Source organism: Paenarthrobacter sp. CAP02, from assembly GCF_040137855.1.
Lineage (GTDB): Bacteria > Actinomycetota > Actinomycetes > Actinomycetales > Micrococcaceae > Arthrobacter.
The window spans coordinates 212,107-230,297 of the sequence record NZ_JBEEII010000002.1; the positions used below are offsets into that span (position 1 = coordinate 212,107).

Below are 18,191 nucleotides of genomic sequence, written 5' to 3' on the forward strand. Positions count from 1 at the left end.
ATGGCACTCGTGGATCGGCTTCCTAAGCACTTGTTCACCAATCGCGGATGGGGACTGCTGGCTGCGGGCGCCCTGGCACTCGGTTGTGCGTACGTCATGGGCAGGCGCGACCTGCTGACCTTGGCGGTCCTCCTCCTTATCCTGCCGTTGGTCTCGCTGGCAGGCGTCCGGGTGCTCAAGCCGAAGTTCCAGGTGTATCGGGAGTTCAATCCCTCCACAGTGGAAACAGCCAATACCACCACGGTTCGCCTGGCCGTTGCCCGGTCCACGTACACCAGCGGCCACGTAATCATGGAAGAGCAACTCCCGCCCCGGTTCGGCGAACCTCCCGCTTTCCGTTTCCCGGCCCGGTCGGCTTCCGGCGGCACCAGCCGCTATGAATACCATTTGCGGTCGGGCAAGCGGGGCCAGTTCCGGATCGGTCCGGTCACCGCTGAGTTCAGCGACCCTTTCGGCCTGTCGTTGCGCCGCCATTCCATAGACGACGGCGACATCCTCACCGTGACGCCGGCCGCCGTCGAACTTCCCGCTACGGGCTTGGCAGGAGCGCGCGGCAACGACGGCGTAACTGCGACACGGATCCGGGCCAACCCCAGCGACGACGACATCATGACCCGCGAGTACCGGCACGGGGACCCGATGCGCCGCGTCCACTGGGCTGCCACCGCCCGCCATGGCCAACTCATGGTTCGGCAGGAGGAGTCCGTCACCACGCCGGAAGCCACCCTGATCCTGGACCAGCGGTTCACCGCGTTTTCAGGCGGCCCTGGCTCCGGGTTCGGAGCCCACGACGACGATTCGGACCTGGTGACCAGCCCCAGCTTTGAGTGGATGGTCACCGCTGCCATGTCCATCGCCGGGCACCTGGCGGAGCGGAACTATTCCCTGCGGGTCCTGGATTCCTTTGGCGGCCCGGCCTTCCTCCGTTCCCGTTCGGCGCCGGAGCCGGACACGGAGGAGTTCGCAGGTGTTGGCGGCTTGCATGCGGTCGCGGAGGGGCTGGCCGCCATAGAGCTCAGCGGCCCCAGGCACGTCCGGGGCGACCACCATCGGATGGAGCATTCCCGCGCGGACCAGCGGAGCCAGGGCAACCACGGTCCTGACCACCGCGAGTCCGGTGCCGGCGCAGAGGATTCCGTGTTCGATGACCGGCTCATGGACAAGCTCGCGGCACACCGCCTGCGGGGCCCGTTGTTGGCTTTGGTCGGGACCATGACCGCCGCCGAGGCACGGGCCCTCGCCCCGGCCGCAGCCTACGGCGCGAATGCTTTCGCCTTGGTCATGACCGACTCTTCACGCAGCAACGACGACGTGCTGGAAATCCTGCGGCAAGCCGGCTGGCGGGTCGCCGCCGTAACGTCCCGGACGTCCCTGGTCGCAGCATGGTCCTCCTTCGATGAGGGCGGCATCGTCGCGGCCGCAGGCGCAGCCATGGACGTGCGGCGCGGGGCGGCGGTCCCCCGATGACTGCCACTTCGCACCGCTCCCCCGAACCCGCGACCCAACCCGGCGGAAAACCCGGTCAGGACCAGCCCAGGAGGACCCAGCCGCGGCGGCCTGGGCCTGGGTTGTATCCGTGGGTCATGGCCGGATCCATCGCGGTGGCAGTCCTTGGAGCCGCGTTGTCCTTGAACGGTGTGCTGAGGGGCTGGGCCTGGTTCATGCCGCTCATCACCACTGTCGTGGTGGTTTCGCTTGCCCTGGCCGGACTGCGGGCCCTCGGCGCCCGGCCCATCCTGGCCACCCTCGGCTCCTTGGCGAGCCTCACGGGTGTGCTGAGCTTCATTTTCTGCCGCCAGGACAGCCTGGCTGGTTTCATCCCCACCCCCGGTACGTTGACCGCCGTCGGGCGCCTCATCAAGCGCGCCGGCGAGACTGTAGTCTCCGAGAGCGCTCCGGTGGCGCCCAATGCGGGCATCGTCTTTGTGATGTGTGCCTGCCTTGGCCTTCTGGTGATCCTGGTGGATGCGCTGGCTGTTCCGCTGGCCATGCCGGCTGCCAGCGGAATTGGGCTGATTGCCATCATGGTGGTTCCGGCCACCATCAAGCCCCAGAGCGTGGGCATGCCGGGGTTCCTCGGCGCGGCCGTGGGATATCTCCTCATCCTCGGGTGCAGCCATTGGTTCGCCCCCGACGCCCGGTTCCAGACAGGGACGGGGCGCGGTTCCGGCCAGTTTCGCCGATCCGTCGTCACGGGCGGGCTGGCGCTCGCTTTGGCCATGGTGGTCCCGCTGGCCATTCCCGGCTTCGAGACGGGTACGTTCCCGCAGGGATCGAGGTTGAGTCCGTGGGGCACTTCCAACGGCCTGAACCCCATGATCACGTTGGGCAACAGCCTCCGCAGCCCCATTGGTTCGGGTCGGATAACGTATGCCACAAGTTCCGGCTCCGCACTGTATCTGCGCTCGGTCACCATTGACCATTTCGACGGCGAGACCTGGGCGCCGGATGACCGGGCAGCGCAAAGGCGGGCCGGTGCCGACAGGATCGAGACAGGCTACTCGGTCCAGGGCGACGTCGTAAACGCCGTGACCTCAGTCAACGCGGGCCTGTTCACCAGCCCCTACCTCCCTGTGCCCTTCGCGCCGGCGTCAGTGAACGGGCTCAACGGAAACTGGACCTGGGATCCGCAGACCCTCAGCATCATGAGCTCGGAGACAACCACCCGCGCCCAGCGCTACGTCGTTTTCTCTGCCGCACCCAAGGTCACGGCGAAAGCTTTGGCCCAGGCTGCGCCCACACCCAAGGGGATCTCCGATGACTTCCTGCGGATTCCCAACGGCCTGCCGGAGATCGTCCGCCAGACAGCAGATGCGGTGACACGCCCTGCGGCGAATAATTACGCCAAGGCATTGGCCATCCAGAAATACCTGCGCTCCGGTGAGTTCACCTACTCGCTGCAGGCCCCCGTCCAAAACGGCTACGACGGAAACGGCCTCTCGGTGCTGGCTGACTTCCTTGCCGTGAAGAGCGGATACTGCGTGCACTTCGCATCTGCCATGGCCGTGATGGCGCGGGCTGAGGGCATCCCAAGCCGGATCGCCGTTGGTTACGCCCCCGGCCGCCTCACCGGCGAGTCAGTTGCGCTGGTGGGCCAAGGCTCGTTCCCGGAGTACGAAGTTGATGCCCGGGACGCACACGCCTGGCCGGAACTGTACTTTGAGGGCCTTGGCTGGGTTCCCTTCGAACCCACGCCGTCACGGGGCGTCGTCCCGGAGTACGCTTCGGAAAGCTCCACCGCGGGGAACCTCAGCACCAACGCGGATGAAAAAGACGTCCCCACCACGCAGGCCCCACCGGCAACTGCCCCTGTCCCCCTGCCCGGCGTTGACACGCCGGCAACGACGACAGCCAGCGTCAACCCATACCCCGCCATGGTTGCCATCGCTGCCGGGGTCCTGCTGTTGATCGGCTTCCTGTGCTCGCCCCGGCTGAGCAGGAGCATGCTCCGCCGGCGGCGCCTCAACCGGAAGCCTCCAGGTGATTCCCATGATGGACCGCCAGGCTCTGCAGATGCAGCACCGCAGCTGGCGTGGGATGAACTGCAGGACCTCGCCACTGACTACGGGGTGGAGTCAACGCCCAGCGAGACGCCAAGGCACTTCTCCGCCAAGCTCCGCTCGAGTCCCGCTTTGGGTGAGGTTGGCGGGATGGACGACGCCGCGCACGCAGCGGTTGCCTCGCTCACCTCGGACTTCGAACGGCAGCGCTATGGTCGCCCCGCGGAGGCCGCCCCCGCAGCGGCGACGCGCATCGCCGTCGTCCGTGAATCGTTGCGGAACAACGCGACCTGGTTGGTGCGCTTCCGCGCGGACTGGCTGGCGCCGTCGATGATGCGCCGCTGGGTCCACGCCCTGGGTGCACCGTTCCGGGCTGTTGGGGCGCTGGGAAAGTGGCTCGGGTGGACGGTGGCCCGGTGGTGGCGGGCGCTCCGGGGGCTGCTGCCCGAGCGCCGCTGACGCGCCCGGCCACACTGTTACCTGTACTACAGCAAAGGGCCCGACGCCGGAACTTGTGGTTCCGGGGCCGGGCCCCAGCATGTGTCAGCCGTTCTTGTTGCGAGAGCGGCAGACCGGATCCTGTGCTGCCTAGTCGGCGTACGGGTCCGCGATACCTACGTACTGGGTGTAGAGGTACTCTTCGATGCCTTCGGAGCCGCCTTCGCGGCCCAGGCCGGACTGCTTGACACCACCGAACGGAGCAGCGGCATTGGAGATGACACCGGCGTTCAGGCCCAGCATGCCGGTTTCAAGGCGTTCGCTGATCCGCAGGCCACGGTTGAGGTCCTTGGTGAAGACGTAGGCAACCAGCCCGTATTCGGTGTTGTTGGCCAGGCGAACCGCGTCATCCTCAGTGGAGAACGTGATGATCGGGGCAACCGGCCCGAAGATCTCTTCACGAAGGATACGGGCGTCCTCGGCCACGTTCTTCAGCACGGTGGGCTGGTAGAAGTAGCCGGGACCGTCAACTGCGGCACCACCGGTGACTGCCTCAGCTCCGCCTTCCACAGCTTCCGTGACGAGGGCGTGCACGCCGTCGCGGGCCTTGCCGTCGATCAGTGGACCGACTTTGGACTCTGCTTCGGTGCCGCGGGCCGTGGTCAATGCGCCGATCCGGGCTGCGAACTTCTCTGCGAAGGAGTCGGCGATGGACTCGTGCACAATGAAGCGGTTGGCTGCGGTGCAGGCCTCGCCCATGTTGCGCATCTTCGCGGCGATGGCGCCCTCAACGGCCTTGTCCAGATCAGCGTCCTCGAAGACGACGAACGGGGCGTTGCCGCCAAGTTCCATGGACGTGCGCAGGACCTTGTCCGCGGCTTCGCGGATCAGTGCCTGGCCGACCGGCGTTGAACCGGTGAAGGAGATCTTGCGGAGACGGTCGTCCTTGATCAGCGGGCCGGTAACAGCGCCTGCCGTGGAGGTCTGGATGACGTTCAGGACACCAGCGGGGAGGCCAGCCTCCTGCATGACCTGCGCGAACAGCAGGCTGGTCAACGGGGTGAGGTTGGCAGGCTTGAGGACCATGGTGCAGCCAGCGGCGACGGCCGGGGCTACCTTGCGGGTGGCCATGGCCAGCGGGAAGTTCCACGGGGTGATCAGCAGGCAGGGACCAACCGGCTTCTTCTGCACGAGCAGGCGGTTCTTGCCATCCGGTGCTGCGGAGTAGCGGCCGGAGACGCGGACCGCTTCCTCGGAGAACCAGCGCAGGAACTCTGCGCCGTAGGTCACTTCGCCGCGGGCTTCGGCCAGGGGCTTGCCCATTTCCAGGGTCATCAGGAGTGCGAAGTCTTCTGCACGCTCGGTGACGAGCTCGAAGGCACGGCGCAGGATCTCGCCGCGTTCGCGTGGGGCGGTGCGGGCCCAATCAGCCTGGGCGGCAGCCGCGGCGTCGAGGGCGGCGGCGCCGTCTTCAGCACCGGCGTCGGAGATGCTGAGCAGGACCTTGCCCGTAGCGGGGTCCTCAACATCAAAGGTCTTACCGGATCCTGCCGGGCGCCACTGACCGTTGATCAGCAGGCCGGTGGGAACGGAAGCCAGCAGTTCGCTTTCGCGTTCAACCGTGACAGTCATGGCGACTCCTTCGTCTTGGGTGCTTTGGAGTGTTGCACCACTAGGGTTCCTTGCCAGAAGTGGCTTGAATTACTGCCACGGTACTGCCCAGCCGGAAGGAGTGTCTACGCCTTCGCGCACTGCCAAGCGGGCGCCTATTTGTGCAGCTGCACAGCAACGATCAGCGGGCTGCCAGGACCGCCGAGTACAGTTCCCGTTTGCTGACGCGGGCGTCCTCTGCCACCGCTGCCACGGCTTCCTTCAGGCGGATACCCTGGGAAATCAGCTCGTTGACAGCTGCAACGTGGTCCTCGGGCTTGCCGGGTTCCTGTTCAGGCGCACCACCGACAACGACGGCAATTTCACCGCGGACTTCGTTGTTTTCAGCCCATTCGAGGAGTTCACGGAGGCTACCGCGGATGACTTCCTCGTACGTTTTGGTCAGTTCACGGCAGACAGCGGCGCGACGGTCGGCACCGAAGCGCTCATGCAGCGCCCGGAGCATCACTTCGAGCCGGTGCGGCGCCTCGAAGAAGACCATGGTGCGGCGTTCGTCGGCGAGGTCTACCAGGCGGGAGTTCCGCTCACCGGACTTGCGCGGCAGGAACCCTTCGAAGCAGAAACGGTCCGTGGGCAGTCCGGAGAGGGCCAGCGCCGTGAGCACGGCGGAGGGGCCAGGAACCGCGGTGACAGTCAGTCCGGCCGCGACCGCCCCTTCAACCAGGCGGAAGCCAGGGTCCGAAACCGCAGGCATGCCGGCGTCGCTGACCATGAGGATGGTCTTGCCTGCACGCACGTGGTCCAGCAGTTCGCCGGTCTTGGCCACCTCGTTGTGTTCGTGGTAGCTGATGACCCGGCCGGTAACCTCCACGCCCAGTGCGGTAACCAGCCGGTGCAGGCGCCGGGTGTCTTCCGCTGCCACGATGTCCGAAGTCCCAAGGAGCTCAATGAGGCGGGTCGATGCGTCGCCAACATTCCCGATCGGGGTCGCCGCCAGTACGATCCTGCCAACACCCGGGGTTCCGCTGGATGGTGGACTCTCCAAAAGGGGTGCCCCGTCCATATCTTCTTCGCCGAAAGGAGCCAGGTCCGGGGTGTTGCGTTCTTCGTCCACCTGCCAAGCCTAATGCCGCACTGCCCTCCGCGCCGCACCTCAACGCTGGCATAAGGATCGAAAGGTAGCATGGGCGGGTGAACCAGTCGCCCGTTCCTGCCACAGCTTCCGGCACGCCCGAGGCGTCTTCCGCGACCGCCGAAACAGTCGGCCCCGAGGCCCTCGGTGACCCTCAGCAGTCCAGCTCGGCGGGCAACACCGGAACTCCAGGCCCTGACGGGTTGGCGTCGGCCTCGACAAACCCAGCCTCGCCAACCCCAAGCGCTCCCCTGCCTGGCCGCGGCTTGGAGCGCCACCGGTGGATAGCCCGGCCCGCGGAGGCGTTCACCGCCACCGCGCTGCGCGCCCGTCTCATCGGCGAGGTGCAGAGCTGGCGCGACTACCCGGCGTCGTTGCGTTTGTGGTTCTGGCTGATCCCCACCATCACCGCGGTACTGGGCGGAATCCTGCGCTTCTTCCGCCTCGGCGAGCCACATAGCCTGGTTTTCGACGAAACGTATTACGTCAAAGACGCTTACTCATACTTGATGAGCGGCTACGAGCGGAGCTGGCCGGCCCAGGCCAACGACTCATTCAACGCCGGCAACCCAAACGTCCTGCTCAACACGCCCGAATATGTTGTCCACCCACCGGTGGGTAAATGGATGATCGCGTTCGGGATGTGGCTCTTCGGCGGCGACAATCCTTTCGGCTGGCGTTTCAGCGCAGCGCTGACGGGCACGCTGACGGTGTTCCTTGTCTCGCTCATAGCGTTGAAGCTCTTCCGCTCCCACACCTTGGGCGTCGTTGCCGGGCTCCTGCTTGCGATCGACGGCCACCACCTGGTTCTCTCCCGGACCTCACTCCTTGACATCTTCCTGGCGTTCTGGATTCTGGCCGCTTTCGGCGCCCTGTTGCTGGACCGCGACGACGGCCGACGCCGGCTTGCTGCCCGGCTCGCCGCGCAGGCGGCTGCTTCGCCTGGACGTATGCCCACCCCCAGCCAACTCGTCGCTGGCCCATGGTTGGGAATGCGCTGGTGGCGGCTCGTCGCTGGCCTGTGCCTTGGCCTGGCGGTGGGCACCAAATGGTCAGCGCTCTTCTTCGTTGCCGCGTTCGGCCTGATGACAGTCCTTTGGGACATGAGCGCGCGCCGTGTCGCCGGCATCCGCAGTTGGTTCAGCGCCGGCATCATCAGGGACGGCCTGCCTGCGTTCGTCACCATCATCCCCGTCGCTGCCCTCACCTACGTGGCCACATGGACAGGTTGGTTCCTCTCCAAGGACGCCTACTACCGCCAGTGGGCAGCCACCAATCCGGCTCCCGGCTGGGATTGGTTGCCGAACTCTGTGCGGTCCCTGGCGCATTACCACCTGGAAGCGTTCAAATTCCACCAAGGCCTCAGTGCCGACCACCCGTATGAGTCGAGCCCGTGGACATGGCTGGTCATGGGGCGGCCTACGTCGTTCTACTACCAGTCCCCCAAGCAGGGCACGGCGGGCTGCGTCGTGGAAACCTGTTCCTCGGCTATCCTCCCGGTGGGGAACCCGGTGGTCTGGTGGGGTGGAACCGTCGCGTTGGTCATCCTGTTGTTCTGGTGGGCCGGGCGCCGGGACTGGCGTGCGGGAGCCATCCTTGCCGGTGTGGCCGCCGGCTATCTGCCGTGGTTCATGTACCCCGAGCGCACCATGTTCATTTTCTATGCGGTGTCCTTCGAGCCGTTCCTGGTCCTGGCCCTGGCCTACGTGCTTGGTTTGGTCCTGGGACGCAGCAGCGACCCGCCGTGGCGGAGGCGGTCGGGGCTCTACATTGTGGGTTTGGTGTTGGTGTTGGCAGTTCTTGCAACCGCGTTCTTCTACCCGGTGCTGACTGCCGAGGTGATCAGCTACCAGGAGTGGCGGATGAGAATGTGGATGCCGTCGTGGATTTAGGAGGCAAGAAGTGAGGGAAGCAAGCACGGATCTTCTGGTGGAGGTCGATCCCGACACCAACGTGACGGACCTCCTCCTGGAACGCTGTGCCAAGGATCCCTTCGGCATCCTCTACGCCCATAACACCCCCAACGGCTGGTTGAACGTGTCAGCAGCCAGGTTCCTCGCCGACGTCACGGCCTTGGCCAAGGGGCTGATTGCCGGCGGCCTGAACCCTGGCGACCCTGTGGCGGTACTGTCGCGGTCAAGCTTCGAGTGGACTCTGGTGGACTTTGCCATTTGGATGGCCGGTGGTGTGACCGTGCCCATCTACGAGACGTCCTCCGCCAGCCAGATTGAGTGGATACTGGCCGATTCCGGGGCACGCCGGATCTTCGTGGAGGACGCAGGGAAAGCCAGCCTCGTCCACGATGTGGTGGACAAGTCTCCGTCGCTGGGAGACGACCCCGTCACCATTGTGAGGATGGAGCACGACGGCGACGCCCCCAACCTGACCAGCGTCTCCGCCGTCGGCGTCGGAATCATGGACTCCGAGCTGGAGCGGCAGCGCAGCGCCGCAACGCTCGCCGACGTCGCGTCCATCGTTTACACCTCCGGCACCACGGGCAAGCCCAAAGGCTGCGAAATCACGCACGGCAACTTTGTGCTGGTGGCGCGCAACGTCATTCCTTTCCTGCCCGAATTGCTGATGCAGCAGGACGCCCGGACGTTGATGTTCCTGCCACTGGCGCATGTTCTCGCACGTGCTGTCCAAGTGGTGTGCCTCACGGCGGGCATCACCCTGGGGCACAGCGCCGGCGCCAGCGGGCTCATGGCCGACCTCGGAACGTTCAAGCCAACGTTCCTGCTGGCAGTCCCCCGCATCTTCGAGAAGGTCTACGCCGGCGCCGGACACAAAGCTGCCATGAGCGGTAAGTCCGCGCTCTTCGCCGCAGCCTCGGCAACCGCTGTTGAATATTCGACGGCGGTCGACCTCGCCGCGCGCGGCAAGGGGCCAGGCCCCGGTTGGCTCCTGAAGCTCAAGCACAGCACCTTCGACAAGCTCCTGTACCCGAAGGTCCGTGAGGTCTTCGGCGGCCAGGTGGGTTACACCGTATCTGGCGCCAGTCCCCTGAGCCTGCGTGAGAACCACTTCTTCCATGGCGCAGGCGTTCCCGTGCTGGAAGGCTACGGTCTGACCGAGACCACGGCACCTTGCACGGTCAACACACCCAGCATGACAAGAATCGGCACAGTGGGGATCCCCCTGCCCGGGACGACCGTGAGGGTGGCCCCGGACGGCGAAATCCTGGTCAAGGGAATCGGCGTGTTCAAGGGTTATCACGGCAATCCAACCGCCACCGCCGAAGCCTTCGTCGATGGATTCTTCCGGACGGGCGATCTTGGCGAATTGGACGAGGACGGCTTCCTGACCATCACGGGACGGAAAAAGGACCTCCTGGTCACGGCCGGCGGGAAGAACGTGGCTCCGGCTCCCTTGGAGGAGAAGCTCCGGGAGCATCCGTTGGTGGGCCAGGCAGTGGTGGTTGGCGACGGCAGGCCGTTCGTCGCAGCGCTGGTGAGCCTGGACCCGGAAGGGCTTGCAGACTGGTGTGCCGTAAACAAGGTGTCCCTCTCCGTCGAGGAAGCGGCCGGGGACAGCCGGGTGCAGGCCGCGGTTCAGTCCGCAGTGGACGAAGCGAATAAACTCGTCTCCGAAGCGGAGTCCATCCGGAAGTTCGCCTTCATCACTGCCGACTTAAGCGTCGAGTCCGGGCACTTGACGCCGTCGTTGAAGCTCAAGCGGGCCGCCGTCGTCAGCGACTTCGCGCCCATCGTGGAGAAGCTCTACGGAAAGTAGCTCCGGCACCTAGGCAGGCTCAAACCACCACCTAGTTGCACCGTTCTACCACCTAATTCGGCCGTATTTGCCACCTAATTGAGCCATTGACAATCTAAGGGCTCCTCCTCCCCTCATAACGTTGGCCCCACGAACCAGACGTTTAGGGGGGGATTAATGGCAGTTCCATCAACAGGACCGAGACAGGCGCTCTACTACTCCCGCGCGCGGGCAACATTGTTGCCCCGATCCATCGGGTTCACGATCATCGCATTCGGGGTGCTCTTCATAGCGCTTTCACTGACTCAACGGCGCCTCGATTTTCTACTTCTGCCGTTGATCGCCTTTCCGTTGGGCTCTTTCGTCGGATTCATGACGGCGACCGTGAAAGTGGACGAACACAGCGTGGTCATCGCGTTCTGCGACATCTTCAAACGGACACTGCGTCGCGACGAAATCGCAACGGTGACCACGGACAATGCAGCTGGTCCAAGCGGCTACGGGGTCCGGTACATGGGACCTGGCACGGTCGGCTACCTCGTGGGAGGTCCGGAGATCAATATCCAGATGAAAAGCGGCAAGACCGTCATCGCCAGCACGAACCGCCCTGAACAACTCATTCGTATTCTGACCGAAGCAGAGAGCTAGTGCCCGCTCAGCGGTCCCTTAGCGGCGGGACTCCGCCTTAGCATCGTGTACTCCGGCTGAACCAAAGTCCTCCTCGGTTTCCGGCAACGATGCGTCAGCCTCGACGCCCTGACGGCCAGCGATGCCGGAGCGGCGCCGCTTGGTGGGCCACGTCAGGATGAACGTCAGGGTCGCCACCAGGAACACCAGGGCACCGATGACGATCCCGGCATCAACCCAAAACTGTCCCGGGAAGAGTCGGATGAGGGTGTCATCCAAGGAGAACGTCCACGTCCCGTTGGCGAAGAAGATGCGGTGGAACTCGGTGAAGAACTGCTGCCAGCTCAACACCGCCAAGACGGCAAGACCGATGATGATGACCAAGGTGACGATGGATCCCGCGAACAGGCCCCGGCGGATTCCGCCGTTGCTTCGCTTCCGCAGGTACAGGATGCCGATGATGCTGAGGATGATCAGCAACAGACCTGCCGCGAAAGAAGTCAGGATGACCACTTTCACGTCGGCCATGTGTGCCACTTCGCTGTCCTTGAACAGCTTGGTCCCGTCCTGGTTCACCAGGCCGCCCAGGTACCGCGGACCGGCCCAGTTGCTGAGGTAGTCCACCGCGTACGACCCGAAGGTCATGCGGTCATCGGTGCTGAAACCGTAGCCATCGCCGGGGAAACCGGGACGGTTGTACTCCACCCAGAGGAACAGCGGGCTGGTGACCGCCCTGACAGCGAGCACCAGGAGGATTACGGGGTAGAACACCGCCAACAGCACCTGGAAGATCCGGGGACCCACCGGCTTGACCTTCGCCGCTTGCTCGCGTTCGGCATTGCGCCGGGCTACTTCGTCTTCAGGCGGGCGGACCTGAAGGGCCGACGTCGGCAAAGGCTCCGAATAGTGCGACGGTTCCTTATCCGCTGAAGTACTTGCAAGTGTGTCTGCGAAAAGCGGCGGTTCAGGCTCGGCGTCGGCCGCTTCAGCGGCTTTCCGGTCGGCGCGGGTTTCCGGCTGTCCGGTGCTTTCTGAAGCCGTGGGAGTCGCGCCCGTCGTTGTCGCCGGTGCGGGCTGGGCAGCCTTGGGGGTGGGTGCTGCCGCGGGTTCGGGGGTCGCTGCCGAAGCACCGGAGGACGTCTTTGGCTTCATCCAGTCGAAGGCCGGTTCGTTGGGGTCCTCAGGGACGTCCGTGTCAGGCTCTTGTGGTTTTGGGCTCTTGTCGCTCACAGCGGGTTCACTTCCGTAGGCATGCACCGGCGGCGGTTGGGGACTGCCGGCTCTCTTGTCTGCATTCGAGCCTACCGCCCGCCATGACGCAGACACGCGGAGCCACCCCGCCTGCGACCAGATCGCAACGCAACCGTAAGGTCTATGCCGCGATACTCCGGTAGCCGGCGTCGTGGGCGTCCAGGTCTCCAGTCACACCGGACCGGACCGCCTTCCGGCCCAAAACCAGGGTGTAGGTCCAGTAAGCAGCCAGCACGAACGCGCCGATGCCGATTTTGGCCCACACCGGCAGTTGGCTCGGCGTTACAAAACCTTCAACGATGCCGGATACCAACAGGACCAGCACCAGGCCCAGGGCAACAGTGATCAGGGAGCGTCCCTCATCGGCGACCGCCTGCAGCCGCGTCCTCGGACCGGGCCTCACCATGGCCCAGAAGATCTTCAGCCCCGCCGCGCAGGCAATGAAAACGGCGGTAAGTTCCATGAGCCCATGCGGGAGGATGTAACTGAAAAAGATGTCCAACTTCCCCGTCGCCAGGAAAAGTCCAGCCGCGATGCCCACGCCCTGCGCATTCATGAAAAGGATGAACGGAACCCAGAAACCCGTTACTCCGAATGCCACTGCCTGGGCGGAAATCCAGGCGTTGTTGGTCCACACCGCGCCGGCGAACGACGCCGCGGGATTTTCCGAGTAGTAGTCAATGAAGTCTTCCTCGACGTACTGCTTCACTTTCGCGTCGCTTGCCACAGCCCTCAACGCTTCCGGGGAGGTGCCGATCCAGAGCGCATACGCCCCTGCAACCAGCACGAAGGCCACCCCGCACCACACTGTCAACCAACGGATCCGGTAGAAGGCGGCCGGGAGGGAAATGACGAAAAAGCGCGCCAGGTCTTCCATGAAATTCGAGCGGGCGCCGGTAAACCTGGTGCGGGCCTGCGCCAATGCGGCAGAAAGGGACGCTGACAACCCGGACTCGGGCGCCACGGACCGGATCAGTGACAGGTGCGCAGACACGGTTTGGTACAGGCGAAGCAATTCGTCCGCCTCAGCCCCCGTAATCCGGCGTTTATGCGCCAGGAAGTGAAGCCGCGACCATTTGTCCCCATGCACGGCCGAGAAGGCATCTATGTCCACGCCACCACCCTAGCGCCCTTATCCGCCCACCGGGCCTGAACCGCCGCTAGACTCGTTGGTGCGGGCACGCCGCCCGCAGCATGGGGGGGCGATCTTGAGTTCCATCATTACTGGTGAGGCAGTTGTCCTTGAGCTGCGCCCGGCGTCCTTCGCCTCCCGAGCGCTGGGGCTCATCCTGGACGTCATCTCACAGGTGGTCCTCGCTATCCTCCTCATCATCCTGGTCTCCGCCGCCGCCAGGGACCTCGACGAAGCTGCCGTCCGGGCCCTGATCCTCAGCAGCGTGATCTTCTCAGTCATCGTTGTACCCGTCACCGTCGAAACGCTCACCCGTGGGCGGTCCTTGGGAAAACTCGCAGCGGGACTACGCATAGTGCGCGACGACGGCGGCGCCATCCGGTTCCGGCACGCCCTCATCCGTGGGCTCCTCGGCTTCCTGGAGATCTACCTGACCTTCGGGGGCCTCGCCATCTTCGTGGCCCTGTTCAACGAGAAATCCAAACGCCTCGGGGACATCGTCGCCGGCACCTACTCACTCCGGCAACGTGTCAGCTCGAAGCCGCGCATCATGCCCGTCGCCCCGCCCTACCTGCAGGCATGGATCGCCATGGCAGACATCGGAAGGGTGCCCGACGCCACGGCACGCCGTGCCGGAACCTTCGTACAGCAGGCATACCTCATGGTGCCTGCATCACGCATCAACATGGCCGCGTCCCTGGCCTCCGAACTCGCCCGCTACGTGGCCCCGCCACCGCCCGCCGGGACCATCCCCGAGGATTACATCGGCGCGGTCCTTGGCGAGCGGCGCAACCGGGAACTGGCACGCCTCCGGCAGGCCGAAATACGGAACCGCGCCACCGGCGAAAGGCTCCGCAAGCTGCCCTTTACCGGCAACTAACCGGCCCGGACGGTGCCCGGGGCCGGTTAGCCGCATCCTGCTTAGACCCAGTGCCCGGGTCGTGAAAGCCGTGTTGGTAAGCGTGTGTCAGAACTGCCTTCAGCGGCGTTCACTTGCGGCTGGGTCACGTAGAGGGCACGCGAAAGGTCCGCAGCCTGGAGTTGAGCTCCGCGGAGGTCGGCGCCCAACAGGTCCACCGCGGCCAGGTCGCTCCCCCTCAGGTCGGCCCCAATCAAATAGGAGCCACGGAGGTCCACCCCACAAAGACGCCGGTTGGCCAGTACCGCACCCATGAGGTCGGCACCCGGGCGCAGGCCGCCGTCGAGCGTTTCAGTTCCTTCGGCACCATAAGCACCGCGGACTTCCTCGCTTACCTCCATCAGGAGGTTCCGCACCTCGCCGTGGAGGAGTCCGACGTCGGCACCCAGTACCGTCGTCGCGTCGCCTCCGGCGATCGTTGCTATGCGGCTGGACAGGAGCCCCGCTTCGTCAGCAAGTTCAGGGTCGAAAGTGCGCAACCCGGCTTCCTCCAGGTACCAGAGCATCTCGTGGAGTTGCTTGACTGTTTTGAATACGGCGAACATCGAGTGCCTGGACGACGGATCTTCGGCCCAGCTGACACCTCCGAAGGTTTGCTGGGAGACGGCTTGGCCCGCACCGAAACAATCAAACACGGTGCATCCTCGGAAGCCGCGGGGACGCAGGCGTTGATGGATGGTGCAGGAGAAGTCGCCGGCAAGGTTGGGGCAGGGCACAGCCGCAGGCTTGTCGATGGCGAAGTCCGCCGAGCGGGCAAAGCCAAGGGCGGTACAGCAAAGCGCGAAACAGCTGCCGCAATCAGGGCGAAGGGTTGGTGAAATAGTCACATGTGCTCCAAAGGGAAAAGGGATCCGGTGGAAAGGCCGGGGAACCCGTCTACGGGTTCCCTTCAGGGACTCCCGGAATCACCACAAAGGGCAGCACAAAATGGAGGGCCGACACTGGGTGGGCGCCTGAGGAATGGGTCAAAGCATGCAGGAAATAATCACTGCCCTGATCCTACAACCGGAACTATCGCTGGGCGTAGCTGGCCCACGGGATGTTCCAGTCCCCGAAGCCTTCCAGGGGCTCCACGGCAGGTGCCCCGGTGTTCAGGATCTGTACAACATCTCCGGTCTTCATGTTGTTGAAGAACCAGGCGGCATCATCCGGCAACAAACCGACGCAGCCGTGGGAGACGTTCACGCGACCTATGGCGCCCCAAGCAGGTTCAAGGGCTTGGTGTACGTACACTCCGGACCAGGTGAGGCGGTTGGCGTAGTCCACCACCATGGGCGCGTAGTAGCCCTTGTCCCCGGGCTTCAGGCCGATGCTGCCGGCGTTGAAGTTGGATTTGCGTTCCTGTTCCAGGATGACGGCGTACCCTGTGGGCGACAACCAATCTTCGCCTCCCAGGGAAACCGGCGCTGTGTGCACCAACTGGCCATCCGAATAGACATTCATGGTCTTGGTGGTGTCGTCTACCACGGCGACGCGCTGGGGCCCCGTGGTGAAAGTGGACACCACGTTCCCGTTGCCGATCATCTTGTTGCCGAAATCCACGCCAAGGAGCTTCATGTCGACGGTGACGGTGCTGCCCGAGGCCCAGAAAGCCTCAGGACGGATCCGCACTTTCTTGTCGGAGTACCAGTGCCACGCGACAGGTTGGCCGGAGGACACTGTGATGGCAACCCGCTTCTCCATGGCTGCCTTATCGAGGACGGGCTCGCTGAAGTTGATTTCGATCGGCTGGCCGGAGCCGGCCGTTGAACCGTTGCGCGGGTAAATGGAGGCGTCGGCCTCGTATGCCGCGGAAACTGTGGTGAAGGTTTGGTTCTTCTTGGTTTCCTTGCCCGCAGTATCCACCACGGTGAAGGAATAGGAGTACTGGGTCTTGAACTTCAGCACCTCGAGCGTGGTCCAGGTACTGCCGTCCGGGCTGGTCTTCCCCTGCACAGGCGCACCGCCGCCAACCGGTGTCAGCACCACGTCCTTGACCTTGCCGTTGACCGCCTTGATCTGCGGCCCAACCACGGGGTTCCATTCCACCGCACCGTCAAGGGGCGTGATACCCAGCTCAACCGGCTTGGCTTCAACCGTGGGAGTGGGTGACGCCGCGGAGCCGGCATTCTGGCTGGATCCAGCCAGCAGGCCTGGTACGGTAGCCACGCCAATCCCGCCCACGGCGATAGCCGCGCAGATCCCCACAATGGCAAGGATCTTGCCCGTTTTGCGTTTGGCGACTTCCGTCATGGTTCCTGTCTTCCTGTCCCCCGGCAAGCAATACTGAACACCCAATTCTAGCCGAAAGGCCGGCCACGCTGGACGCGTGCCGGCCTTTCAACAGCGAATCTGCGATCCACCACCGCTTAGTAGCGGTAGTGCTCCGGCTTGTAAGGACCGGCGACGTCCAGGTCGAGGTAGTCGGCCTGTTCCTTGCTCAGCTCGGTCAGTTCAACGCCCAGGGCGTCCAGGTGGAGCCGTGCGACTTTCTCGTCCAGGATCTTGGGGAGGACGTAGACCTGCTTCTGGTATTCGCGCTCCCCTGCCGGCTGGTCCCTCTTGGTCCACAATTCAATCTGGGCAATCGTCTGGTTGGCGAAGGAGTTGCTCATCACGAACGACGGGTGGCCGGTGGCGTTGCCCAGGTTCAGCAGGCGGCCCTCCGACAGGACGATGATGGAGCGCTCAGTGTCGGTCCCGGCGTCGAAGACCCACTCGTGGACCTGCGGCTTGATCTCGACCTTCTTCACACCCGGAATCTTCGCAAGGCCCGCAATGTCGATCTCGTTGTCGAAGTGGCCGATGTTGCCCACAATGGCCTTGTTCTTCATGCCCAGCATGTGCTCGGCCAGGATCACGTCCTTGTTGCCCGTGGTGGTGATGAAGATGTCACCCTGCGCGAGTACCGATTCCAGCTTGGCCACCTGGTAGCCGTCCATGGCTGCCTGCAGGGCACAGATGGGGTCGATCTCCGTGACGATGACCCGCGAACCCTGTCCGCGCAGCGCCTCGGCGGCACCCTTGCCGACGTCGCCATATCCACAGACGACGGCGACCTTACCGCCCATGAGGACGTCGGTGGCACGGTTGATTCCGTCCGGGAGGGAGTGGCGGATGCCGTACTTGTTGTCGAACTTGCTCTTGGTGACGGAGTCGTTGACGTTGATGGCCGGGAACAAGAGTTTGCCCTGCTCGGCCAACTGGTAGAGGCGGTGCACGCCGGTGGTTGTTTCCTCGGTGACGCCCTCGATCCGGGCGGCCAGGCGGGTCCACTTCTGCGGGTCGGTTTCGAGGGTCCTGCGGAGGAGGTCGAGGATCAGGACGTACTCCTCGGGGTCAGTCTCCGCAGCGGTCGGGACTGCGCCCGCCGCTTCGAATTCGACGCCCTTGTGCAGCAGCAGCGTTGCGTCGCCGCCGTCGTCCAGAATCATGTTGGGACCCAACTCCGGGTTGGTGTCCGCGCCGGGCCAGGTAAGGATCTGCTCCGCGGTCCACCAGTACTCCTCGAGCGTTTCGCCCTTCCAGGCGAAAACCGGGACACCCTGCGGGTCTTCCGGCGTGCCCTGGCCGACGACGACGGCGGCAGCTGCTTCGTCCTGGGTAGAGAAGATGTTGCAGGAAGCCCAGCGAACCTCGGCGCCCAAGGCAGTGAGGGTCTCAATGAGCACCGCCGTCTGCACGGTCATGTGCAACGACCCCGCGATACGGGCGCCCTTCAGAGGCTGGGAAGCCCCGAATTCCTCCCGAAGAGACATAAGCCCGGGCATTTCGTGCTCGGCAAGGCGGATCTGGTGGCGACCTGCCTCCGCGAGCGTGATGTCGGCCACTTTGAAATCGAAAGTCATGGAAATCCTTTGGGTACCGTGCGGGTTTGGTGACAAGCGGGTG

General features: G+C 64.4%; 13 protein-coding genes. 6 read left to right on the forward strand and 7 right to left on the reverse strand.

The window, feature by feature from the left end; translation table 11 throughout:
- The gene (locus ABHM97_RS03845) at nucleotides 1-1,467 is read left to right on the forward strand and encodes a DUF58 domain-containing protein (protein ID WP_349469662.1); all 1,467 of its coding nucleotides are present in this window, start codon (nucleotides 1-3) and stop codon (nucleotides 1,465-1,467) included.
- Nucleotides 1,464-3,959 (forward strand): transglutaminase TgpA family protein, encoded by a 2,496-nt coding sequence (locus ABHM97_RS03850; protein ID WP_349469663.1) that lies wholly within the window; start codon nucleotides 1,464-1,466, stop codon nucleotides 3,957-3,959. Before ABHM97_RS03845 ends, ABHM97_RS03850 begins: the two co-directional genes overlap by 4 nt.
- Before the next feature lie 129 nt (nucleotides 3,960-4,088).
- On the opposite strand, the gene ABHM97_RS03855 is transcribed toward ABHM97_RS03850, so the two are convergent.
- Both ABHM97_RS03855 and rsmI read right to left on the reverse strand, forming a co-directional pair.
- Nucleotides 4,089-5,570: an NAD-dependent succinate-semialdehyde dehydrogenase gene (locus ABHM97_RS03855; protein ID WP_211713185.1), complete on the reverse strand. Its 1,482-nt coding sequence runs from the start codon at nucleotides 5,568-5,570 to the stop codon at nucleotides 4,089-4,091.
- 160 nt (nucleotides 5,571-5,730) lie between these two features.
- On the reverse strand, nucleotides 5,731-6,612 hold the full coding sequence (rsmI, locus tag ABHM97_RS03860; protein WP_257369016.1) for a 16S rRNA (cytidine(1402)-2'-O)-methyltransferase: 882 nt from the start codon (nucleotides 6,610-6,612) through the stop codon (nucleotides 5,731-5,733).
- Nucleotides 6,613-6,884: 272 nt separating this feature from the next.
- Here rsmI and ABHM97_RS03865 point away from each other — a divergent pair, with 272 nt between their 5' ends.
- The 3 genes from ABHM97_RS03865 (at nucleotide 6,885) to ABHM97_RS03875 (ending at nucleotide 11,040) form a co-directional block, all read left to right on the forward strand.
- Nucleotides 6,885-8,573 carry a dolichyl-phosphate-mannose--protein mannosyltransferase gene (locus tag ABHM97_RS03865; RefSeq protein ID WP_502921258.1) on the forward strand — a complete coding sequence of 563 codons (1,689 nt, stop codon included), beginning with the start codon at nucleotides 6,885-6,887 and terminating at the stop codon, nucleotides 8,571-8,573.
- 10 nt (nucleotides 8,574-8,583) lie between these two features.
- Entirely contained in the window at nucleotides 8,584-10,413 is a 1,830-nt protein-coding gene (locus ABHM97_RS03870) for an AMP-dependent synthetase/ligase (RefSeq protein ID WP_349469665.1), read from the forward strand.
- Nucleotides 10,414-10,569: 156 nt separating this feature from the next.
- Nucleotides 10,570-11,040 (forward strand): hypothetical protein, encoded by a 471-nt coding sequence (locus ABHM97_RS03875; protein ID WP_349469666.1) that lies wholly within the window; start codon nucleotides 10,570-10,572, stop codon nucleotides 11,038-11,040.
- Between the two features lie 18 nt (nucleotides 11,041-11,058).
- On the opposite strand, the gene ABHM97_RS03880 is transcribed toward ABHM97_RS03875, so the two are convergent.
- Together ABHM97_RS03880 and ABHM97_RS03885 are read right to left on the reverse strand one after the other, a co-directional pair.
- On the reverse strand, nucleotides 11,059-12,249 hold the full coding sequence (locus tag ABHM97_RS03880) for a TIGR01906 family membrane protein (protein WP_349469668.1): 1,191 nt from the start codon (nucleotides 12,247-12,249) through the stop codon (nucleotides 11,059-11,061).
- A 142-nt stretch (nucleotides 12,250-12,391) separates the two neighbouring features.
- Nucleotides 12,392-13,384, reverse strand: coding sequence for a stage II sporulation protein M (locus ABHM97_RS03885; protein ID WP_284986132.1), 993 nt, complete (start codon nucleotides 13,382-13,384; stop codon nucleotides 12,392-12,394).
- Nucleotides 13,385-13,478: 94 nt separating this feature from the next.
- On the opposite strand from ABHM97_RS03885, the gene ABHM97_RS03890 reads away from it, so the two are divergent.
- A complete protein-coding gene (locus ABHM97_RS03890; RefSeq protein ID WP_349469669.1) occupies nucleotides 13,479-14,282 on the forward strand; it encodes an RDD family protein in 804 nt (267 codons plus the stop codon).
- Nucleotides 14,283-14,323: 41 nt separating this feature from the next.
- On the opposite strand, the gene ABHM97_RS03895 is transcribed toward ABHM97_RS03890, so the two are convergent.
- From ABHM97_RS03895 to ahcY, 3 genes are all read right to left on the reverse strand, one after another.
- A complete protein-coding gene (locus ABHM97_RS03895) occupies nucleotides 14,324-15,148 on the reverse strand; it encodes a pentapeptide repeat-containing protein (RefSeq protein WP_349469670.1) in 825 nt (274 codons plus the stop codon).
- A gap of 184 nt (nucleotides 15,149-15,332) precedes the next feature.
- A complete protein-coding gene (locus ABHM97_RS03900; protein WP_257368648.1) occupies nucleotides 15,333-16,553 on the reverse strand; it encodes a L,D-transpeptidase in 1,221 nt (406 codons plus the stop codon).
- A 116-nt stretch (nucleotides 16,554-16,669) separates the two neighbouring features.
- Nucleotides 16,670-18,148, reverse strand: a complete 1,479-nt coding sequence (ahcY, locus tag ABHM97_RS03905) for an adenosylhomocysteinase (RefSeq protein ID WP_349469671.1) — start codon at nucleotides 18,146-18,148, stop codon at nucleotides 16,670-16,672.
- Between the last annotated feature and the right edge of the window lie 43 nt (nucleotides 18,149-18,191).